The sequence below is a fragment of the Hymenobacter piscis genome (assembly GCF_018760735.1).
Classification (GTDB): Bacteria; Bacteroidota; Bacteroidia; order Cytophagales; family Hymenobacteraceae; genus Hymenobacter; species Hymenobacter piscis.
In genome coordinates this window covers 36,528-57,484 of record NZ_JAHHZN010000016.1, presented here as the reverse complement: position 1 = coordinate 57,484, position 20,957 = coordinate 36,528, and the positions used below count along the sequence as shown (strand labels likewise).

16 protein-coding genes are annotated in these 20,957 nt (G+C 64.6%); 5 read left to right on the top strand and 11 right to left on the bottom strand.

From position 1 onward, the window contains the following. Positions 1-7: 7 nt before the first annotated feature. From KLP40_RS15595 to uxuA, 6 genes are all read right to left on the bottom strand, one after another. Positions 8-1,999, bottom strand: coding sequence for a sialate O-acetylesterase (locus tag KLP40_RS15595; RefSeq protein WP_215594769.1), 1,992 nt, complete (start codon positions 1,997-1,999; stop codon positions 8-10). Positions 2,000-2,098: 99 nt separating this feature from the next. After that, a complete protein-coding gene (locus KLP40_RS15590) occupies positions 2,099-3,844 on the bottom strand; it encodes a RagB/SusD family nutrient uptake outer membrane protein (RefSeq protein ID WP_215594768.1) in 1,746 nt (581 codons plus the stop codon). A 58-nt stretch (positions 3,845-3,902) separates the two neighbouring features. After that, positions 3,903-7,037, bottom strand: coding sequence for a SusC/RagA family TonB-linked outer membrane protein (locus KLP40_RS15585; protein WP_215594767.1), 3,135 nt, complete (start codon positions 7,035-7,037; stop codon positions 3,903-3,905). Positions 7,038-7,089: 52 nt separating this feature from the next. After that, complete coding sequence (locus tag KLP40_RS15580) at positions 7,090-7,896, bottom strand: SDR family NAD(P)-dependent oxidoreductase (RefSeq protein WP_215594766.1); 807 nt, start codon at positions 7,894-7,896, stop codon at positions 7,090-7,092. 30 nt (positions 7,897-7,926) lie between these two features. Further along, on the bottom strand, positions 7,927-10,032 hold the full coding sequence (locus KLP40_RS15575; protein WP_215594765.1) for an alpha-glucuronidase family glycosyl hydrolase: 2,106 nt from the start codon (positions 10,030-10,032) through the stop codon (positions 7,927-7,929). Positions 10,033-10,074: 42 nt separating this feature from the next. Then, positions 10,075-11,310 (bottom strand): mannonate dehydratase, encoded by a 1,236-nt coding sequence (gene uxuA / locus KLP40_RS15570; protein WP_215594764.1) that lies wholly within the window; start codon positions 11,308-11,310, stop codon positions 10,075-10,077. 348 nt (positions 11,311-11,658) lie between these two features. On the opposite strand from uxuA, the gene KLP40_RS15565 reads away from it, so the two are divergent. Beyond that, positions 11,659-12,852 (top strand): LacI family DNA-binding transcriptional regulator, encoded by a 1,194-nt coding sequence (locus KLP40_RS15565; protein ID WP_215594763.1) that lies wholly within the window; start codon positions 11,659-11,661, stop codon positions 12,850-12,852. A gap of 220 nt (positions 12,853-13,072) precedes the next feature. Here the strand turns inward: KLP40_RS15565 and KLP40_RS15560 are convergent, their stop codons facing one another. Then, entirely contained in the window at positions 13,073-14,188 is a 1,116-nt protein-coding gene (locus KLP40_RS15560) for a glycoside hydrolase family 43 protein (protein ID WP_246558908.1), read from the bottom strand. 265 nt (positions 14,189-14,453) lie between these two features. Continuing rightward, a complete protein-coding gene (locus KLP40_RS15555; protein ID WP_215594762.1) occupies positions 14,454-15,584 on the bottom strand; it encodes an acyloxyacyl hydrolase in 1,131 nt (376 codons plus the stop codon). A gap of 451 nt (positions 15,585-16,035) precedes the next feature. Here KLP40_RS15555 and KLP40_RS15550 point away from each other — a divergent pair, with 451 nt between their 5' ends. The 4 genes from KLP40_RS15550 to KLP40_RS15535 all read left to right on the top strand — a co-directional run bounded on the left by KLP40_RS15550 (position 16,036) and on the right by KLP40_RS15535 (position 18,243). Further along, positions 16,036-16,704: a porin family protein gene (locus KLP40_RS15550; RefSeq protein ID WP_215594761.1), complete on the top strand. Its 669-nt coding sequence runs from the start codon at positions 16,036-16,038 to the stop codon at positions 16,702-16,704. Positions 16,705-16,827: 123 nt separating this feature from the next. Beyond that, positions 16,828-17,415, top strand: coding sequence for a porin family protein (locus KLP40_RS15545; protein WP_215594760.1), 588 nt, complete (start codon positions 16,828-16,830; stop codon positions 17,413-17,415). A gap of 56 nt (positions 17,416-17,471) precedes the next feature. Further along, positions 17,472-17,990: an outer membrane beta-barrel protein gene (locus KLP40_RS15540; RefSeq protein WP_215594759.1), complete on the top strand. Its 519-nt coding sequence runs from the start codon at positions 17,472-17,474 to the stop codon at positions 17,988-17,990. Next, positions 17,911-18,243, top strand: a complete 333-nt coding sequence (locus tag KLP40_RS15535) for a hypothetical protein (RefSeq protein ID WP_215594758.1) — start codon at positions 17,911-17,913, stop codon at positions 18,241-18,243. Before KLP40_RS15540 ends, KLP40_RS15535 begins: the two co-directional genes overlap by 80 nt. 65 nt (positions 18,244-18,308) lie before the next feature. Here the strand turns inward: KLP40_RS15535 and KLP40_RS15530 are convergent, their stop codons facing one another. From KLP40_RS15530 to plsY, 3 genes are all read right to left on the bottom strand, one after another. Next, positions 18,309-19,670, bottom strand: coding sequence for a dipeptidase (locus tag KLP40_RS15530; RefSeq protein ID WP_215594757.1), 1,362 nt, complete (start codon positions 19,668-19,670; stop codon positions 18,309-18,311). A gap of 63 nt (positions 19,671-19,733) precedes the next feature. After that, positions 19,734-20,222, bottom strand: coding sequence for a DUF2199 domain-containing protein (locus tag KLP40_RS15525; protein ID WP_215594756.1), 489 nt, complete (start codon positions 20,220-20,222; stop codon positions 19,734-19,736). Between the two features lie 5 nt (positions 20,223-20,227). Continuing rightward, positions 20,228-20,869 carry a glycerol-3-phosphate 1-O-acyltransferase PlsY gene (plsY, locus tag KLP40_RS15520; protein WP_215594755.1) on the bottom strand — a complete coding sequence of 214 codons (642 nt, stop codon included), beginning with the start codon at positions 20,867-20,869 and terminating at the stop codon, positions 20,228-20,230. Between the last annotated feature and the right edge of the window lie 88 nt (positions 20,870-20,957).

Sequence of the window (20,957 nt, the reverse complement as noted above, 5' to 3'; positions counted from 1 at the left end):
GCGGGGCTTAGCGGCGGCCCGTGGCCCCGGCTGCCGGATCGGGCTCGGTGGAGAAGGGCGAGGCGGGCAGGCCTTCCCGGTTGTAGAGGTTGGCCCCCTCGGGGTTGTCGGCCCAGGCGTAGCGCACCACGGCGGGCACGGGTACCTGGTCGCTCCAGACCACCACTTTCCTGCCCTCAATCCGGGCTTCGGCCCACACGAATTTCTTGTCGGGGCCGGCCACGGCGAAGCCCTTGAGCGGGCCGCCGCCCTTGGCCACCAAACCACCGCCGAGGCTGCCGAAGCTGAGCGTGGCTTTGTTACCGGCTACCTGCATTTCCTGGTACAGGGGGCCCGAGGAAACCACTTTGGAGTCGCCGTAGGCTACTTTCTGGGCGGCCAGGGCCAGGCGGTGGCCGGGCGTCTGCTTATCCAGGGGGTGAATGTCGTTCCACTCGCCGGCGTCGGTAATTACGGCCATGCCGGTGTGGGGCACGGCCAGGGTGCGGCGCTGGGCGTCGCGCACTGCCGCCCAGCCACTCTCGCCGGGCTCCGGCTTTGTGGCCATGAAGTTGGCCAGCTGCACGTACAGGAAGGGCAGCCTGGGCTGCTGGAAGTGCGTGCGCCAATCGGCAATCAGGCTGGTCATGAGGGCCTGGTAGTCCTGGGGGCGGCCGGTGTTGCTTTCGCCCTGGTACCAGAGCACGCCCTTGATGGCGTAGGGCAGCACGGGCGCAATCATGCCGTTGAACAGGCCGCCGGGCTGGTACTGAAACGTGGTGGTGCCGGGCGTGGGCGGCATGGTAGCACCCAGCTTGTACTGCCAGGGCCCGCGCAAATCCAGGGTCTGGCCGCCGGCCGTGAGCTGGTAGTTTTTATCGAGGGTAAAGCCGCCGCGCCCGCCGTTGCTGATCAGGCGCACCGTCACCACGTTTCTGCCGGCTTTCAGCACGCCGGGCTTCACCTCGTACTTACGGGGCGGATACTGGTAGCCGGTAGTGCCCACCAGCTGCCCGTTGATGTAGGTGGAGTCGGCATCGACCAGCGTGCCCAGCTCCAGGCGGGCGGGCGGGCCCACCATGGCGGCGGGCACATCCACTTCCTTGCGGAACCACACCACGCCGTTCACGGGGCCGAGCGGCGTCTGGCCGGCCCAGTAGCCGGGCACGTTCATGGTGGCCCAGGCGCTGGCGTCGTAGCCGGGGGCCGACCATTTCGGCTGGCCCGGGGCCTCGCCCTGGTCGGTCTGGTAGAGCTTCCGGTACCAGTCGGCCACGGCGGCGCTTTCGCGCTGCTTGGTGCTGGCGACCAGCAGGCTGTCTTTGTATTTCGCGCCCTGCTGCTCATAGGTGGGGAACTGGCGCAGGGCGGCGGCGCTCAGCCAGGCTTCGGCCGGCGAGCCGCCCACGGCATCCTTGATCAGGCCCACCGGCACCTGGTACCGGGCGTTGATTTCCTTGGCGAAGAAGTAGCCCACGCCCGAGAATTGCAGCACCGTCTGCGGGTCGGCGGCCACCCACTTGCCGCCCGTTACATCGGCGCGGGGCTTCTGGAAAGCGTAAGTCAGGGGCACCTCATACTGCCGGATGCGCGGATTAGCCGCCGCCGCAATAACGGCCGGATACTTGTCGCGCAGGCGGCTCATGGGCGTTTCCATGTTCGACTGCCCCGAGAGCAGCCACACGTCACCCACCAGAATATCGGTCAGCTCCAGCTGGTTGCTGGCTTTGATGGTCATGGCGTAAGGTCCGCCTGCCTTCAGGGCCGGCAACGTTACGCGCCACTGGCCGTCGGGGCCGGTGGTGGCTTGGTAGGTTTTGCCCTGGAAGGCCACGTTCACCTTCTCTCCTTTTGCAGCCCAGCCCCACACGCGCACCGGCTGGTCGCGCTGAAGCACCATACCATTGCTTACCAAACGCGGCAGGCTCACCTGGGCCGTGGCGCCATTGACAGCGGCCAGCAGGCCGGCCGTCAGCAGCGCGGAACGGAATAAGGTAGGAAGCAGGAACGGTTGGCGCATCGGAAGGCGAAAAGCGGGTAAGACGAATAGGGCAAGCGGGGCGGTACGGCGCGGGGGCCTCCCTCCCGGAGAAGGGAGGCCCCGTCGTCCGAAACGGATTTAGTAGCCGGGGTTCTGGGTGATTTTGCCGCTGGTGCGGTCCACTTCCGTTTGCGGAATGGGCCGCAGCACGTGGAAGTCGCGGATGTTGATGGCGGCGTTGGAGCCGTACACGCCGCTGGGCCGGGTAGTGAAGGCCGGGGCGTAGGCCGTATTGCGCATGCGCACGAGCAGCTGGCCGGTGCGTTGCAGATCATACCAGCGGGTCATCTCCCCCACCAGTTCGCGGGCGCGCTCATCCAGGATGAAGTCGATGTTGACCTGGGCCGAGGTGATGTCCATGAGGGCGGCCTTACCCGGGGCGGCGGCGCGGCGGCGGATTACGTTGAGGTAGTCGCGGGCCTCGTCCACGTTGCCGAGGTAGTAGCTGGCTTCGGCCGCAATGAGGTAGGTTTCGGCCAGGCGGTACACAATGTTGGGCCGGATGGAGAAACCGTTTACCGAGGTGCGGGTGGGCGAATCGTACTTGTTGAGCGTCGGGAAATACTCAGTGGTGTACTGGCTGGGCTGAATCACGCGGTAGGGCACGGGCTGGCGGGCCGCAATCTGGGCCAGGCGGGCCGCCGACAGCTCGCGCCCCGGGTACCAGGCCGCCGTATCGCCGACCACGGCCTGGGCATTACCGCCATTGGCTCCGGGCCGGTTGACGCGGTACACCGTGGTAAACCACTTGTTGTAGCGCGTATCGGTGGTGCGCAGGGCCGCGCCCGATTCCAGCGCGTTGCCGCTGGCATCCCGCAGGATGTAGGCGTTTTCGAGGTAGTAGGTGGGCACGTGGCGGGCGAAGGGGCGGCCGTTGGCAATGTCGCGGGCCATGTTGGGCAGCAGGTCGTAGCGGCTGCGGAAGTTGAAACCGCCCACGTTTTCGCCCCCGTACGTGAAGCCATCGATGCGGGAGAAGGTGGCGTCGCCGTTGAACTGGGCGTTCATAATTACCTCCTTGCCGTTCTCGTTGCCGGTCACGAACAGCGCGCCCGGATCAGCCTCCAGGGCCAGGCCGTAGCGGCTCTGGGTGTCGATGAGCTCCTTGGAGTAGAGCAGGGCGTTGGCGTAGTCGGAGGCCTGTTTGGCCGAGGACGTGGCGCGCGTCAGGTACACTTTGGACAGCAGGTGCAGGGCCGTGGCGCGGGTGACGCGGCCGGGCTGGGCCGGGCGGTCGGCAATCGTAGCCAGGGCCTCGGTCAGATCCGTGATAATCTGGGCATAGACATCCGCCATCGGGGCCCGCACAATGTCCTTGGTGGGCGCATCCACAAAGCTCAGCATCAGGGGCACATCCCCGAAGTCGCGCACCAGCCGGAAGTAGTAGTTGGCCCGCAGCAGCTTGGTTTCGGCCGTGAGCTGGGAGAGGCGGGCGGGGGCCAGGCCCTGGGCCTCGGGGCCGTACTGAAGCACCCCGTTGGCGTTATTGATCTGGGCGTAGCACACGCTCCAGATAAAGGAGTGCGAGCCGTCGTTGAGCGGGGTCAGGTCGTTGTTGTTGTAGTCGCTCAGCCCGCTGCTGACGGCCACGCCGTTGGTGAACAGGTCGGTGCCGGCTTCGGTGGTGAAGAAAGCCGCGTCGTTGCCGTAGAGCTGGCGCAGGCCCGAGTACACGCCCGTTACGCCGGCCTCAATGCCCTGGGCCGTGCGCAGAAAGGCCGGGGTAAGCACCGACTGGGGGTTTTCGTCGAGAATATCTTTCTCGCAGCTGCTGGCCGTAAGCAGCAGGGCGGTGCCGAGCGTAAGTAAGGTTATCTTTTTCATGGGAATGACGGAGGAGGGAAATGGATGGGAAGATGGGCCGGCTAGGCCCGCCGCGGCGCTAGAAGCCCACGTTTACCCCCACCAGGAAGGCCCGGGTAACGGGGTAGTTGCTGCCGCCCTGAAACTCGATGCCGCCCTGGCGGGCCGTGTTGCCGGCGTTGAAACGGCTCGAGTACGACAGCGCATCGGGGTCGATGGCCTTGTTGCGCCGGAAGTAGGCCGACTGGGCCCAGATGTAGGGATTCTGCACCTGCACGTAGATGCGGGCCGTGCTCATGAGGGCCGCCTTGGCCCAGGCCGTGGGCAGGTTGTAGCCCAGGTCAATGCTGCGCACCTTGATGAAGGTGCCGCTGTGGTAGCCCAGCGTGGAGCCGTAGTTGGGCCACTCATCGGAGCGGGCCGTCTGGTCGGGCTGCGGGTAGTCGTTGGAGGGGTTGGTGGGCGTCCAGTAGTTGAAGTTGAGCTGGTTGCGGCGGCCCGTGTTGGTGGCGTAGTAGCTGGGGCCGAAGGAGTACGGATCTACCACCGTGGCGCCCACCCGGGTCAGGGCCACAATCGTCATATCGAAGCCCTTGAAGCGGAAGCGGTTGGTCAGGCCGGCCTCAAACTTGGGCTGGCGCGTGCCGATAATCTGGCGGTCGGCGGCCGTGATGCGGCCGTCGTTGTCCACGTCCTCCACTTTAATCTGGCCAGGCTTGGAGCCGTACCTTCTGGCCTCATCGGCCTCGTTGCTCTGCCAGATACCCAGCTTTTTGTAGTCGTAAAACACGTACAGGGGCTGCCCGATAAAGCGCTGGTTGCCGATGTCGTCGCGGGGGCTGCCGTCCTCGTTGTACAGGTTCAGGTCGAGCAGCTTCTCGCGGTTGACGGTGAAGTTCCAGTCGGTGCTCCACTCGAAGCCCCCGACGTTGCCGGAGCGCACGTTGGCCGTGGTCAGCGAAAGCTCGATGCCGCGGTTCTGGGTCTGGCCGGCGTTGCGCACGAAGGACGTGTAGCCGCTGGCGGCGGGCAGCGCGTCGGGCAGCAGCAGGTCGCTGGTGCGCTGCTGGTACACTTCCACCGACCCCGCCAAGCGGTTATCCAGGAAGCCGAAGTCGAGGCCGAAGTTGGTGGTGGTGGTGTATTCCCAGCCCAGGTTGGGGTTCGGGATGTTGGACGGCACCACGCCCACGGCGCCCACGGTGCCGTAGTTGTAGTAACCCGCGCCCAGGCCCGAGGCCAGTGCGCCCTGGGTCTGGTAGGGGTTCACGGCGGTGCTGCCCACCCGGCCCAGGCTGGCGCGCAGCTTGAGCACGTTCAGCCAGGACTGGCCCTGCAGGAACGACTCGTTGGCCAGGTTCCAGGCCAGGGCGGCCGAGGGGAAGAGCTTGGTTTTGTTGCCCGGCGCCAGACGCGACGACCCATCGGCCCGGGCCGTGAGCGTAACCGAATACCGGTCGGCGAAGGCGTAGTTGATGCGCCCCATATAGGACTCAATGGCCCAGTCAATCGGCTGGGTGGTGTTGCGCAGGGAGTTGGGCGTGCCGGCGCCCAGGTTGGTGTTGAGCTGGTAATCGGCCAGCGTGTTCTGCACCGAGCCCCCGAACCCGTCGGCGTGGTAGGTCTGGCGGCTGTAGAGGGCGGTTACGTTCAGGTCGTGGCGCTCGGCGAAAGTGCGGTTGTAGGTCAGCAGGTTTTCGGCCAGCAGGTTGTAGGCCATGCTGGAGGCCGAGCTGGCCGTGTTGTTGCCGGCCCCGTTCTGCGGCGTCACGGAAGCGTAGAACGCGTCATCGGCCTGGGTGCGGCCATCGAGGCCCACGTTGAGGCGGTAATCGAGGCCTTTGAGAATATTAACCTGGCCGTAGAGGCTGTTGAAGGTGCGCAGGCGGCGGCGGCGGTCCAGGTGGGCGTTGGGCGCGTACAGCGTCAGGGGGTTGGAAAGCTGGTCGCCGTTGGGGTAGAGCACCAGCTGCCCGTCGGGCCCGTAAGGCGAGGCCAGGGGGCTGGTGGTCAGAATCTGGTAGAGCACGTTCACGTTCGGGTCGTCTTCATCCGTGAACGTGTTGAGCGTATTCACGCCCACCTTCACCCGCGGGCTGATCTGCTGGTCGAGGGTGCCGCGCAGGGAATAGCGCCGGAAGCGCTGCACGGGCACGATGCCGGTTTCGTCGTAGTAGCCCAGCGAGGCCGAGTACTGGGTCTGCTCGGTGCCCCCGCTCACGCCCAGCGTGTGGTTCTGCAGGTGGCCCTTCTGAAAGAGCAGGTCCTGGTAGTCGGTGGTGCGGCCGGCCGCGTAGTTGTCCCGCTCATCGTTGGTGAGGAAGGTCGTTGCGGCCGCGGGGTCGAAGTTGGGATTCTGGGCCCGGAAAGCTTCCAGGCGGTAACCGTAAAACTGCTGGCCGTCCTGCAGATCGAACCGGTCGTAGATGCGCTTCTGGCCGTAGTAGCCGCTGTAGGTAGCACGGGCGGCCCCGCTCTTGCCCCGGCGGGTGGTAATCAGAATCACGCCGTTGGCGCCCCGGGCCCCGTAAATGGCGGTGGAGGACGCATCCTTGAGCACTTCCACCGACGTCAGATCGTCCGGGTTCAGGTCGTTGATGCTGCCGTCGTAGGGAATGCCGTCTACCACCAGCAGCGGGTCGTTGCTGCCCGACAGGGAGCGGTTGCCCCGGATGCGGATGGTGGGCGACTGGCCCGGCGCGGTGCCGTTGCTGGAAATGGTAATACCCGCCGCCCGGCCCTGCAGGGCCTGGGCCACGTTGGCCACCGGCACGTCGCGCAGCTGCTCCTCGCTCACGGAGGAAATGGCGCCCGTTACCTGGCTTTTCTTCTGCGTGCCGTAGCCCACCACCTGAATCTCATCCAGGGCCGTGGTGTTGGTGGACAGGCGCACGGTGAGGGTGCTGCCGCTCACCGTAATTTCCTGGCTGGCGAAGCCGATGGCGCTTACCACCAGCTGGCTGCCCTGGGGAGCATTCAGCACGAAGCTCCCGTCCATGTTCGTCGATACCCCGTTGGTGGTACCCTTCTGCACAATGGTCACGCCGGGCAGGCCTTCGCCCGTGTCCAGGCTGGTCACCTTCCCGGAAATCGATTGTGTAGCCTGCGCCAAAGCGCTGCCGGTGGGCAGCAGGGCGGCGGCCACCGGCAGCCCGGCGGCAGCCCACAGGGGCCAGCTCAGCCCCAGGGCCGTATTGCGTAGTGGTTTGAACATGGATGGTGGGAATTTGAGTTAGGAAAAGAAGTCAGTGGGAGAAAAAGCCGGCTCAGAAGCCGATGGCGTTGCCCCCATCCACCGGCAGGGAAGCCCCGGTGATGTAGCGGGCGGCCTCGGAGGCCAGGAACACGGCCGCGTGCCCGATATCCTCGGCCTCGCCGAAGCGGCCCATGGGCGTGCGGCGCATGGCCCGGTCGAGGCGCTCGGGGTCGGCGTTGAGGGCAGTGCGGCTCATTTCGGAGTCGATGAAGCCGGGGGCAATGGCATTCACCCGCACGTTGTGCTTCGAGAATTCGGAAGCCAGCACCTTCACCATGCCTTCCACCCCCGATTTGGAGGCCGAGTAGGCCACCACCCGGTCGATGCCGTAGTAGGCGGCCATGGAGGAAATCATCAGAATCACGCCGCGCTGACGGGGCACCATGCGGGCGGCGCAGGCCCGGGTGAGGGCAAACACGGCGTGCAGGTTGGTGTGCATGATGCGGCCGAATTCGGCGTCCGTAACGTCCAGGGCCGGTTTTTTCAGGTTCACGCCGGCGTTGTTGACCAGGATATCCAGGGGCCCGAAGGTAGTTTCGATGTGGTCCACCAGCGCCTCCAGCTGGCTTAGCTCGCCCACGTCGTTGGTGAGGTAGTGGGCCGCTTCGCCCAGCTCCCGGGCGGCCTGCCGGAGCACATCCTCGCGGCGGCCGGTAATTACGACCCGGGCCCCGGCCGCCACCAGGCAGCGGGCAATGGCCCGGCCGATGCCCGTGCCGCCGCCCGTCACCAGGGCCAGCTTGCCGTCCAGGGAGAAGGGGTTGAGTTGCCCGGCGGCCCGGGGTTGGGCGGCCGGCAGCGCGTCAGAATGCACCATAGAAAAGCGAAATAAGGCGGGAAGAAAGAATCAGCGCAGTTGGTAGATATCGACCTGCTCCTTGATGTCGGCCAGGGTGCGGGTGGGCGGGGGTAGGCCCGGCGGCAGGGGCTGGCGGGCAAATTGCTGGAAGTAGAGCATGCAGGCGTCGCGCCACCACTGGGCCTCGCGCTGCTGTACCCGCAGGCGGGCCGTTACGTCGGCGTGGGTTTCGGCGTCCACGGCCGGGGCGGCGCGGGCCCACTGCTGCTGCATCCACTGCACCGAATCAGTGCCGGAGTAATAGCGGGTGGTGAGCTCCTGCCAGAGGGTGCGGCCGGTGCGCAGGGGCTGGTTCCAGCTCACGTGATGAAACCAGAGCAGGTAATCCAGGGGGCAGGTGGCGGGGTCGGCCCAGCGGGCGCGGGCCTCGGGGGCGTAGAGGGCCAAGGCATCGGAGCCGGTGGCGGTGCGGTCGAAGCCCAGCCCGGCGGCATCGGCCTTGTGGTAGTACACGGCCGTCCAGTCGGGGCGGGCGCTGCTGGCCAGCCAGGGCTCGGGACCGTAGTGCAGGGTCTGGCCCATGATGTGGTGCAGGCCCAGGGGCGTGGTGTAGCGCACGTAAATGCTGCGCGACTGGTTGAGCACGCTGGTAATGGCAGCCTCGGCGGCCGGTTCGCGGGTGAGCGTCATGCGGGTCCACTCCCGGGCCAGGTCGGCGGGGTCGAGGGTGTGGTCCCAGGCCAGGCGGCCGAAGGCGTACCAGTTAGCCTGGCCCACCGGGTGGCCGGTCCAGTTGCGGTCGGCACCGATGTTGGCCACGCCCGCAATACCGCTGATGGCGTGCTTCTCCAGGGTGCCGTCCACTACTTTCGCCACCGTGGAGCCGGGGCCCTGGGCGTAGGTATCGGCCTCGAGGCACTCCTTGATAAGCGGACCCAGGTACACAAGGTGGGTGGCGAAGCCCAGGTACTCCTGGGTGAGCTGCACTTCCAGCACCAGCGGGGTGCGCGGCATGGCCCCGAACAGTGGGTGAAACGGCTCCCGGGCCTGGAAGTCAATCGGCCCGTTCTTCACCTGCACCAGCACTTTGGGCGCAAACTGCCCGTCGAGGGGCTTGAAGTCTTCGTAGGCCTGCTTGAACCGGTCGCCGCTGCCGGCCTGGTACACGAAGGCCCGCCACATCACAATGCCGTCGTGGGGGCCCAGGGCGCGGGCCAGCATGTTGGCCCCGTCGGCGTGGGTGCGGCCGTAGTCCTGGGGACCGGGCTCGCCCTCGGAGTTGGCCTTCACCAGAAAGCCGCCGAAGTCGGGAATGGTCTGGTAGATTTCATTGGTGCGCGCGGCCCACCAGGCTTGCACCTGCGGGTCGAGCGGGTCGGAGGTCTTGAGCCCGCCAATGACTTTGGGCGCGGCCCAGAGCACCGAGAGGTACACCCGCTGGCCGTAGGGCCGCAGCACGTTGGCCACGGCGGCCACCTTGCGCAGGTATTCCGGCGTGAGGTAGCGGGCACTGGCATTCACGTTGTTGAGCACCACCCCATTAATACCGACCGAGGCGTTGGCGCGGGCGTAGTCCTGGTAGCGGGGGTCCACCCGCTCGGGCAGCTCCAACCACTTCCAGATGCTGGAACCCGCGTAGCCGCGCTCCACGGTGCCGTTGGGGTTGTCCCAGTGGTTGAGCAGGCGATGCTGAATGCGGGGCTGGCTGGTGAGGTTGAGGGCTTCGGGGCGCTGGCCGGTCTGCACCTGCCGCAGCAGCGCAAAGCAGCCGTAGAGCACGCCCGCGTCGGTAGCGCCGGTAATTTCGAGGCCACCGCCGGTCATGGTGAGGCGGTAGCCTTCCCGGCCCAGCGCGGCCTCGGCGGAAGCCACGCGCAGCCGGATACTCCCCCTGCCGCCCGGCGCCGCCCCTTTCGGCACCGGGCGTCCCAGCAAGCCTTGCAGGCCGAGTTGCAGCTCGCTGGCCGCCGCTTGCAGGGTGGGAGTAGTAGGTTCGGGAAGTAGAATGCCTTTGGCGTGGGCCTGCCAGGCCTTGCGCAGACCGGCTTCGGGCAGCTGGTCGTATTTGAGCCACAGGCGGTACCCGTCATCGGCGCGTACTTCCGCCCGGGAAGTCAGCAGCAGGCAGGCGCACAGGAGAAGCCGGAGGAACATGGGTGGGGAAAGGCAGGTGGGGCGGCGGGAGCGGAAAGGCAATCAGTAAGCGGCGGCGGCAGTTTGCAGCGGAACTGGCGCGGCGGCCAGCCCGCCCCGGATGCCCAGTTCCAGGCCCCGCAGCTCGGCCAGCCCGCGCAGCCGCCCGATGGCCGAGTAGCCGGGGTAGGTGCGTTTTTCCAGGTCGTCGAGCATCTGGTGGCCGTGGTCGGGGCGCATGGGCAACTGGGGCGCGGGGTGGCCGGCGGCAGCCCGGCGGGCTTCTTCCAGCACCAGGGCGCGCACCACGGCGTACATGTCCACGTCGCCGGTCAGGTGGTCGGCCTCGTGGAAGTTGCGCGGGTTTTCCTCGCGCTTGGTGGCCCGCAGGTGTACAAAGTGAATGCGGGCACCGAAGCGCGCCACCATGCCGGGCAGGTCGTTATCGGGGCGCACGCCCAAGGAGCCGGTGCAGAAGGTGAGGCCGTTGGCGGGCGAGTCGTAGGCGGCGAGCAGGCCGCGCAGGTCGGCCTCGGTGCTCACCACCCGGGGCAGGCCCAGCAGCGGGAAAGGCGGGTCATCGGGGTGAATGCAGAGGTTCACGCCCACTTCCTCGGCCACGGGCCCTACGGCGCGCAGGAAGTAGTAGAGGTTTTCGCGCAGGGCGGCGGCATCAATGGCGGCGTACTCGTGGAGCAGAGCCTGGAAGCCTTCCAGCTCAAACGACTCCTCGGAGCCGGGCAGGCCCAGTAGCACCGTGTTGGTCAGGGCCGCTTCCTCCTCCTCCGACATGGTGGCCCACTGCGTGTGGGCGGCCGTTACCACGTCGGCGGCGTAGTCGTTTTCCGCGCCGGGACGGCCCAGGATGCAGATATCGAACACGGCGAAATCCTGCCACACGAAGCGCAGGGCCCGCGAGCCGTCGGGCAACTCGTAGGCCAGGTTGGTGCGCGACCAGTCGAGGACGGGCATGAAGTTGTAGCACACGGTGCGGATGCCGCAGGCGGCCAGGTTGCGCAACGACTCCTGGTAGTGGCGGATGTACTCCTCGCGGGCGGGCAGGCCCTTCTTGATGGCCTCGTGCACGGGCAGGCTTTCCACCACCGTCCAGTGCAGGGGCGCGTAGCGGTGGTTATCGGCTTCCACCAGCTGCTGACGGGCCCGGATTTCCGCTACCGGCCACACCACGCCCACCGGCAGCTGGTGCAGGGCCGTAACGACGCCGGAGCAGCCGGCCTGACGGAGAGCAGAAAGCGGAACCGGGTCGTGCGACCCAAACCAACGCATGGTGTGCAGCATGGAAATGGTTGAGCTAGGCAGGAAAATTTATATTCCTCATTTCAGCACCCCCAATTTAGGCCGCTTTTGCCAAAACGGTTCATCTGGGGATTAGCTAGGGGTTAGCGAGTACTTACTATCGAATATAAAACCTATTCCGTCAGAAACACGTCTTTAAAAACCTCATTTACAGAGCTTACAGGCACAAAAACTATCGGAAACGTTTTCGAAAACGTTTCCGATAGGTCAGCCCGATTTTCCGATAGCGAAAAAAAATTCGTAGGTTCAATGCTCAGCCAAGCCCGGTGACCAGCAGCCGGTTACCACCCAGCCCGTCATTCATTCCGAAATAATTCAATTTCTCCACCCATGACCAAATGTACCAGGTGTCACTCGGCCGATGCCGTGATGCGGGCCGGCTTCATCCGGGGGCGGCAGCGCTACCACTGCCGGGCCTGCCACTATCATTTCACCCTGAGCGAGGGCGCGCCGGCAGTGGAGAAAAAGCGCCGGCAGACCACCATCAGCGACGTGGCCCGGGAGCTGGGCGTGGCCCCGTCCACGGTGTCGCGCGCCCTCAACGGCCACTCCGATATCAATGAGAACACCCGCCAGGCCATTGTAGACATGGCCCGCCAGCTTGATTACCAGCCCAACCTGCTGGCCCAGAGCCTGAAGAGCAGCGAAACCAAAACCATCGGGGTGGTGATTCCCGACATCGAGCGGCCGTTTTTTGCTACGGCCGTCAGCGGAATTCAGCAGGTGGTGGGCGAGGCCGGCTACCGGGTCATGATCTGCCAGTCGAAGGAATCCTACGAAATGGAAGTCAGCAACGTGCAGGCCCTCATTGCCAGCCGCGTGGATGGGCTGCTGATCTGCCACTCCCGCGAAACCGAGAACTTCGACCACGTGAAACCTTCGGCCACCCGGGGCATTCCCGTCGTGCACTTCGACCGGGTGTGCAACGAGGTGGATACGGCCAAAGTCATCCTCGACGACTGGAACGGGGCCTTTACCGTTACCGAGCACCTCATTGAACAGGGCGCCCGGCGCATTGCCATCCTGGCCGGGCCCGAGAACCTGCTCATCAGCCAGAACCGGGTGGCCGGCTACCGCAGCGCCCTGCTTAAGCACGGCCTGCCCCTGCGCGACGAGCTGCGCACCCACATCCACTTCCGGCCCGAGTCGGCGGTGGCGGCCCTGGATGCCTGGCTGGCCCTGCCCGAGCCCCCCGATGCCATTTTCGCCGTTAACTACACCAACGCCTTCGATTTGCTTATCGCCCTCAAGGCCCGGGGCGTATGTGTGCCCGACGACGTGGCCGTGGTCGGGTTTGGCGACGAATTCATGGCCGCCATGATTGAGCCGGGCCTGACGACCATGAACCTGCACCCCTACCGCATCGGGCAGCAGGCGGCCCGCCTGTTTCTGGAGCAGGTGCACGAGCAGGACAGCTTCAAGCCCCGCACGTTCGTTATTACCGGCGACCTGGTCATCCGGCAGTCCTCGCTCAAGGCCAAGGGCGAGAAGCGTAAATCGGCCTTTTTCAAGCTCGCCATCTAAGCGGGCCTCCCAACAAAGCCGCCGCCGCGGCCGCCATCCAAATTGGGCGTGGCGGCCGCGGCGGCGGCTTTGTTGGCCAGATGGCCGGGGTGATTCGAACGGTGTAGAGACGCAAAACATTGCGTCTCGTCGTTGCTGACGTTCGAACGATGACGAACAATGTCAGCAACGATGAGAGGCAAGATGTTGCGTCTCTACGCCGTTCACATCCACCGGCTTTTCAGGGCTTGATGGGTTCGATGCGGCCATCGGGGCGGCGGCGCAGCTCGGTTACCTTCACGTTGCGCAGCCACGTTTTGCCCGAAAGCTGGGTGTCGTGGTAGAAGATGTACCACTTGCCCTTTACCTCCACAATGGAATGGTGGGTGGTCCAGCCTTCCACGGGCTCCATGATGACGCCCTGGTACGTGAACGGGCCGTAGGGCGAGTCGCCGGTGGCGTACACCAGCAGGTGGGTGTCGCCGGTGGAATAGGAGAAGTAGTACTTGCCCTGATACTTGTGCAGCCAGCCGCCCTCGAAAAAGCGGTGGGTGTTGTCGCCCGCGCGGAAGGGCTGGCCGTCCTGGCCCAGAATCTGGATTTCCTTTACCGGCTCGGCCAGGCTCAGCATATCGGGGCTCAGCCGGGCCATTTTGGGTCCCAGGGCCACTTCCTGGGCGCCCGGCTCCTGTAGCTTCGGGTTGCTGGCGTCGTACTTGCCGCTGCGCCAGCGCTGGAGCTGCCCGCCCCAGATGCCGCCCATGTACATATAGGTGGTACCGTCGGTGTCGGTGAACACGGCCGGGTCGATGCTCAGGCTGCCGGCCATGGGCTGGGGCTGGGCCTTGAACGGCCCGGTGGGCGAAGAGCTGGTAGCCACCCCGATGCGGAACACGTCCTGCTTGTCCTTGAGCGGGAAATACAGGTAGTAGGCACCGTTTTTATAGGCCGCGTCGGGGGCCCAGAGCTGGCGGCCGGCCCAGGGAATATCCTGCACGTCGAGGGCCGCGCCGTGGTCGGTTACCGGCCCGCCCACGCTGTCCATCGACAGGATGTGGTAGTCGCGCATGGCGAAATGGTCGCCGTTGTCATTCTCCGGCATGCCGGTTTCGATGTCGTGCGAGGGGTAGATGTAGATTTTGCCGTTGAAGACGTGGGCCGAAGGGTCGGCGGTGTAGATGTTGCTGATCAGGGGCTGGGCCAGGTAGCGGCGGGCGGCCGAATCGGCCGGGGCCGTGACCGGTGCCGCGGCCGATTCGGCCGTTTCCGGGGGGTTCTGGTTCTGGCAGGCAGGCAGCAGCAGGGTCGCCACCGCAAGGCCGGGCAGCAGGGCGGGAGCAAATCGGGAGAACAACAAGGGGCAGGAAGGTTAGGAAGTGAGACGCCACCGGAATCCGTCAGGGCCAGCAGCCAACGTAGCCGCCCGGAAGCGGGCCGGCCCACCGGCCACGCAGCGGTTCCGGGGAACTCAAATATAGCCGCCCCCCTGCCCGGGTGTGCCCTTTATCACCCGGTAATCCTGAAAATAAACTCTGAAATCGTTTGCGGTAGAAGCACTTGCGCCCCTTCTGCCCTTCCCCACCCCACCCGGCCAGGAACAGCCCGGCCGGGCGGGGTCCGGCTTAGAGCTTCACGCCCAGGCGCCACTCAATCACGTCGGCCGCGCCGCGGTGTATTTTCAGGTCCACGTTGCCGAACAGGCGGTCGGTGAAGTGGTACTTGAGGCCCAGGCGCTCGTAGTAGAATTTGTTGGACTTATAGGGATTGTAGAGGTAGAAACCCAGGTGCGAAACGAAGGCCAGCCGCCCGAACAGCAGCTCGTGGCCCACGTACACACCAGCCTTTTTCACGTCGGGTTGGGGGCCGCCGGCGTAGGCCGGGTCGCGGAGCCGGGCCGCCGCCTCATCGGCGCGCTGCTGGGCCAGCAGGCTACGGTCGTAGAAGCCTTCGAGGCCAATTACGAGGTTGCTCTTGCGGTTTATGCGGCGGCCCGCAGCCAGAGTCAGGGAGTTTACCAGGTAGCGGGCGGGGTCGGTTTCGCTGCGCTGCTTCCACCCTACGGAGGTACTCAGGTTCAGAAACGTGCGGCCCAGGTCGGCCGGCGCCGGCGCGGGCGCAGTACTCAGGGGCACGAAGGGGCGTTGTGGGTGGTAGTTGAGGCCCAGCAGCAGGGTGGGCAGGTTGATGCCGAAGTTGGGCTTGGTGGTAGCCCCGTTCGAGTAGTGGTTGAGGCCCAAACCCAGCAGCAGCCCCAGGTGCTCCGTCAGGGCCACATCGTACTCCAGGCGGGCCAGCAGGGTGGCGTTGAGCCGGGAGCTGACGATGGTGTTCTTGGGGTTGGCAGCCGGATTGAACCGGACCGGGAAGTAGCCCAGGCCGGTGCCCAGGCGGAAGTTCACTTCCTGCCGGGCCCGGCGCCAGAAGGTTTTGTTTACGTAGGCACTGACCGCGTAGGAGCGGCCCAGCATAGGGTTGTGGTAGTTGTAGTAGGTAAAGGCCAGCCCTACTTTGGGGTAGCGGTACCAGGCATGCCAGGGCGCCGAGCCGTTGGTCTGGCGCTGCACGTTCACTTCCACGCCCGTAGGGTGCGAAACGGCCAGGTGGCGCACAGCCGGCGTGTGGGGCAGAATGAAGCTGCCCAGCCCGGAGGCGCCCACCACCAGCGGGCCGGCCGGGGCGTGCTGGGCCCGGGCTGCCTCCGTACCCGCCCCCAGCAGGAGCCCCAGCAGGAGCATTTCGTACCAGATTCTCATAAGTCCACGGCTTGCACGCGGCCCAAAAGTAGCGAAAACCTGCGGCCGGGCCGGCCGGAAACTTCGGGATTGGCGACCCCGGGTAACCCGCTAAGCTGTTTTACCTTAGCCGGAAACCCGGCCCCTGCCTCGCGGACAAAGTGGTACGCCAGATGCTCTGGCACGCAACCCTGGCCCCCGATTCTGCGCTATGAGGCCCAGCAACGCTTCCGCACGCGGCGGTGGCGGCAGGTGGTTGGGCAGGAGTACGCCGCGTTAGTTAAGCCTCCCCTTAGTTGGTGGCTGTGCCCGACCGGCCTCCGCCGGCTGTTGTTCTCCCCTTTTTTTCCTTGGTAGTTGGTCTGAGCTATACATTTTCTGGTTTACGGTTTCGTTAGCGGCGGCATTGCGGCACGCTTTTCGTCAGTCAGCCAAAAGTTCCTTTTCCTTCCACCTTTCACTCAACACCCCTATGAAAAAGTCTCTTTTGGCCGCTGCGGCCCTGCTGGCCACCGTTGCCGTTACCGAATCCAAAGCCCAGGGCGTGCGTTTCGGCCTCAAAGCCGGTGGTAACCTCTCCAACCTCTCCGGCGACCTGACCGACGAGGACCGCTACGAAAACAAGTTCGGCTTCCACGGCGGGGCCATGCTCAACATCGGCCTCGTCGGTGACGGCTTCCTCTCGGTACAGCCCGAGGTATTGTTTTCGCAGAAGGGCTTCCAGTACGCCGATAGCGAGTTTAACATCGGGGGCAACAAGCTCAAGTACGAAGGCGACCGGACCTACAACTACATCGACGTACCGGTGCTGCTCAAAGTCAATGCCGATGGCTTCTACTTCGAAGCCGGTCCGCAGTACAGCTACCTGCTGAAGGTAAAGGACGACAGCAAGTTTTCCGTTAATGGCGCCACAGCCGTACAGCGCAACAATACTGAAAACCTCGATAACGTGAACCGTAACGAAATCGGCTACGCGGCCGGGCTGGGCTACCAGGCCAACAACGGGCTGATGATCGGCATCCGCTACAACGGCTCGTTTACTGATTTCGCCAAGGACGGCTACACCGGCGACTCCGACGTGCGCAACGCCCGCAACCAGGTATTCCAGGCCTCGGTGGGCTTCCTGCTGCCGGGCCGGTAGGACCACCACAACGCTTTAAAAACAGCCTCAATCTGAACGGATTGGGGCTGTTTTGTTTTCCGGCTACCAGCGCATTGGGCTTTTGGGCGTAGTTTCGGCCCTCCGATTCCGTTTTCCTGTTCTATGAAGAAGTTACTCTTTTCTGCTGCGTGCCTGCTGGGTACCGCTGTCACCGCCCAGGCCCAGAGCGACGTTTCGCTGGGCCTCAAGGCCGGGGCTTCCCTCGCCAACTTCGTGGGCAAACAGGCCGACCCGTACCAGAGCCTGGTGGGTTTTCAGGCCGGCGTATTCGCCAATATCGGTTTCACCCGCATGCTGGCCTTCCAGCCCGAGCTGCTGTACTCGCGCAAGGGCGCCAAGCTGCCCAACCCCGACCGCACCACCCGCCTCGACTACGTGGATGTGCCCCTGCTGCTGCACGTGAATGCCGACGGCCTGTTCTTCGAGGCCGGCCCGCAGGTGGGCTTCCTGGTGGCGGCCCGCAACAAAGTAGGTACCGTGAGCACCGATGTGAAGTCGCGCTACAATACGGTGGATGCGGGCTACGTTTTCGGGCTGGGCTACCAGCGCAAGGCCGGCCCCGGCATCGGGCTGCGCTACAACGGCGCGCTGACCAAAGTAGAAAAATCCCGCACCGTAGGCAGCTCTACCATCCAGAACGACGTGCGCAACAGCGTTTTCCAGCTATACCTGACGTATTCGTTCAACTAAAAACCACGCCCTGGGCGTTGTTATCCGCTATTGCTATTCCCTTCTCACATCCACTCATGACACGTGCTATCCGATTATTACCTATCCTTTTTATTGCCCTGAGTGTTCCTGCCGCCGGCCAGCGCCTGCTGCTGGGCCTGAAGGGAGGCGCTACTTTTTCCAACGGAATCGGGGCCGATGCCGAGGGTAGCACGTTGCGCCTGGGTGGACACGGGGGCGTACTGACGCGCCTGTCGCTGCCGGGTGGTTTGGCGCTGCAGGCCGAAGGGCTCTACTCCCAGCGCGGCGACAATGCCACGGCGTACGGCTTTACCATCGGCCGGCGCCTGACTTACCTGGATGCCCCCCTGCTGCTGCAGTATCACCAGCAGGATCTGTTTGTGGAAGCAGGCGCCCAGTACAGCTGGCTGCTGAACGAGTCGCCGAACCTGCAGCCCGTTTTCCGGCTCAATGAGCTGACGGTGCGCCCGCGCGAGGTCAGTTTCGTGGTGGGCTTTGGCTACCAGGATCCGGGGGGGGCTGTCGGTGGGCTGGCGCTACGTGGGAGGGCTGCACAATGTATTCCGGCCCGGTGAAATCAGCGGATCCGGTCAGCGGCAGATCCGTAATGGCAGCCTGCAACTCTACCTGAACTACCTGTTCGAACCCCGGCAGCTGGCCCGGGGCACCGTAAATGCCGGCCGCTTAGTGTTCGTGAAACTGCCCGTCGCGCTCTATAAAGGTGGGCGGTTTCTTTTCTATACCGGGCCGTCTTCTGTTATCCGCGCCATCGGTCGCCCGTCTGCGCCCACCCCGGATCCTACCGCTCCGGAACTCGGCACGCCCTAACGTAAAGCGCCCCTTCCAAACAGCTTGGAAGGGGCGCTTTTGTTACTCTGGCAACTGGCAACTCGTTACTTCATGGCTGCCGCGTAGTTGCGGTAGAAGTGCGGGATAGTTTCGATGCCTTTCAGGAAGTTGAAGACGCCATAGTGCTCGTTGGGCGAGTGGATGGCGTCGGAGTCGAGGCCGAAGCCGAGCAGCACGGTATCGAGGCCCAGCTCCGTTTTGAACATGGCCACGATGGGGATGGAGCCGCCCCCGCGGGTGGGGATGGGGCGCTTGCCGAAGGTGGTTTCCATGGCGTCGGCGGCGGCTTTGTAGGCCACCGAATCGGTGGGCGTTACCACGGGCTCACCGCCGTGGTGGGGCTTCACCTTCACCGTCACGCCGCTGGGCGCAATGCGGTTGAAATGCTCCTGGAACAGGGCCGTGATTTCGTCGGAGGTCTGGTTGGGCACCAGGCGCATCGAGATTTTGGCGTAGGCCTTAGAGGCAATTACCGTTTTGGCGCCCTCGCCGGTGTAGCCACCCCAGATGCCGTTCACGTCGAGCGTGGGCCGGATGCCGATGCGCTCCACGGTGGTGTAGCCCTGCTCGCCGTACACGTCGGGCAGGCCGATGCTCTGCTTGAACTCGTCGTCGGAGTGGGGCACGCGGTTCAGTTCGGCGCGCTCCTCCTCCGTGAGCACGGCCACGTTGTTGTAGAACTCGGGGATGGTGATGTGGTTGTTTTCGTCGTGCAGGGAGGCAATCATCTTGCAGAGCACGTTGATGGGGTTGGCCACCGCGCCGCCGTAGAGGCCCGAGTGCAGGTCGCGGTTGGGGCCGGTTACTTCCACCTCGTGGTAGCTCAGCCCGCGCAGCCCCACCTCGATGCTGGGCGCATCGTTGGCCAGCATGCCGGTGTCGGAAATCAGGATGACGTCGGCCTTCAGCTTCGCCTTGTTTTCGCGCACGAAGATGGCCAGGTTGTTGGAGCCGATTTCCTCCTCGCCCTCAATCATCACCTTGATGTTGCAGGGGAAGGCGCCGTCCTGCTGCATCACTTCCAGGGCCTTCACGTGCATGTACACCTGGCCTTTATCGTCGCAGGCGCCGCGGGCGTAAATCTTCTCGTCTTTGATAACGGGCTCGAAGGGGGGCGAATCCCAGAGCTCGTAGGGGTCGGCGGGCTGCACGTCGTAGTGCCCGTACACGAGCACGGTGGGCAGGCTCGCGTCCACGATTTTCTCGCCGTACACGATGGGGTTGCCGGCCGTGGGGCAGAGCTCCACGTTATCCAGGCCCACTTCCTCAAAACGGGCCTTCAGGTACTCGGCGGCCTTCAGCACGTCGCCATGAAACTTGGGGTCGGCCGATACCGACGGGATGCGGAGCCAGTCGATAAGTTCGGTCAGGAAACGGTCCTGGTGGTCTTGCAGGTAGGAAGCCATACGGGGTGGTTTGGGTTGGAAATGCGGGGGTAAAGGTAGGAAAGGCGGGGCGGTAGAAGCAGCTTATTCCTTCGGAAGGTACTCGTGCACTATTTCCCAGGCGCGGGCTAAGCTGATGCCCTCCCGCTGCGCTACGGCCAGCGGATGGTCAGTAGGTTCTAGCTCGATACTCGGACGCTGCCCGATTCCGATGAAGTGCGCTTTTGACTTCAGTAGAATAGTGGGCGAAAATGCGTTGACTTCAGTGCAGAACCAGCCAAAAAACGGCCCTATATTGGTTGAATCAGGCTGTTCACGATAAGCATGGAAATGTTCTGCTGTCTGACTCACCCACACGCCAAAGCCCAGGGTTTGCTCCTGCTCATGCACCGGAATTTCCAGTACACCTCTGATGAAATAGTACTCATCATCCAGGATGCATGTATCTGCCGTCAGCGCAACCCGGCCCGGCCGTTCATCTTCCGGGATGTCGTGTATCATGTAGGGCATTGCGGAACCAATATCCGGCAATCCTTCGTGCGTTTCGCCGCAACAGGCACATTGGTAGCTCATCTCACCTACTTCTTATCCCAGGGCATGGGCACGCGGCTTTCGGTGCCGGCGCGCAGGCGCTGGATGTTGGCGCGGTGGGTGTAGATGAGCAGGCCGGCCACCATGAAGCCGAACCACAGCAGCAGCTGGTTCTCGGGCCGGAACGGGGGCAGCAGCTGGAGCAGGGCAAACACTACCCCGGCCGTCATGCTGCTCAACGACACGTAGCGCGACACCAGCAGCACCGCAATAAACACCAGAATGCACACGCCCACCGTGGCCGGGGCAATGGCCAGCATCACGCCCAGAATGGTGGCCACGCCTTTGCCACCCCGGAAGCCCGCCCAGATGGGGTAAATGTGCCCCACCACGGCCAGCACCCCGCAGGCCAGCTGGTAGTACAGCAGCTGCTCGGGCAGAATGGCGCCCTGCTGAAGCATCACCGAGGCCAGGGAGGTGGCCACCCAGCCCTTGAGCACGTCCACGGCCATCACGAAGGAGCCCGGCTTTTTGCCCAGCACCCGGAACGTGTTGGTGGCCCCGGAGTTGCCGGAGCCGTGCTCCCGGATATCGAGCCCGAAAAACGCCCGCCCCACCCACAGGGCCGTCGGGATGGAGCCAATGAGGTAGGCGGCCACCAGCAGGCCGAGCACGAGGGGGAGGTTCATAGGAAGAGAGCGGGTAGCAGTTCAGTCAGGGAAGTAAAGGTACGGTTCCGGCGAAATGTGGCGCGGCCCTGGCCCGGACTTTCGTCCG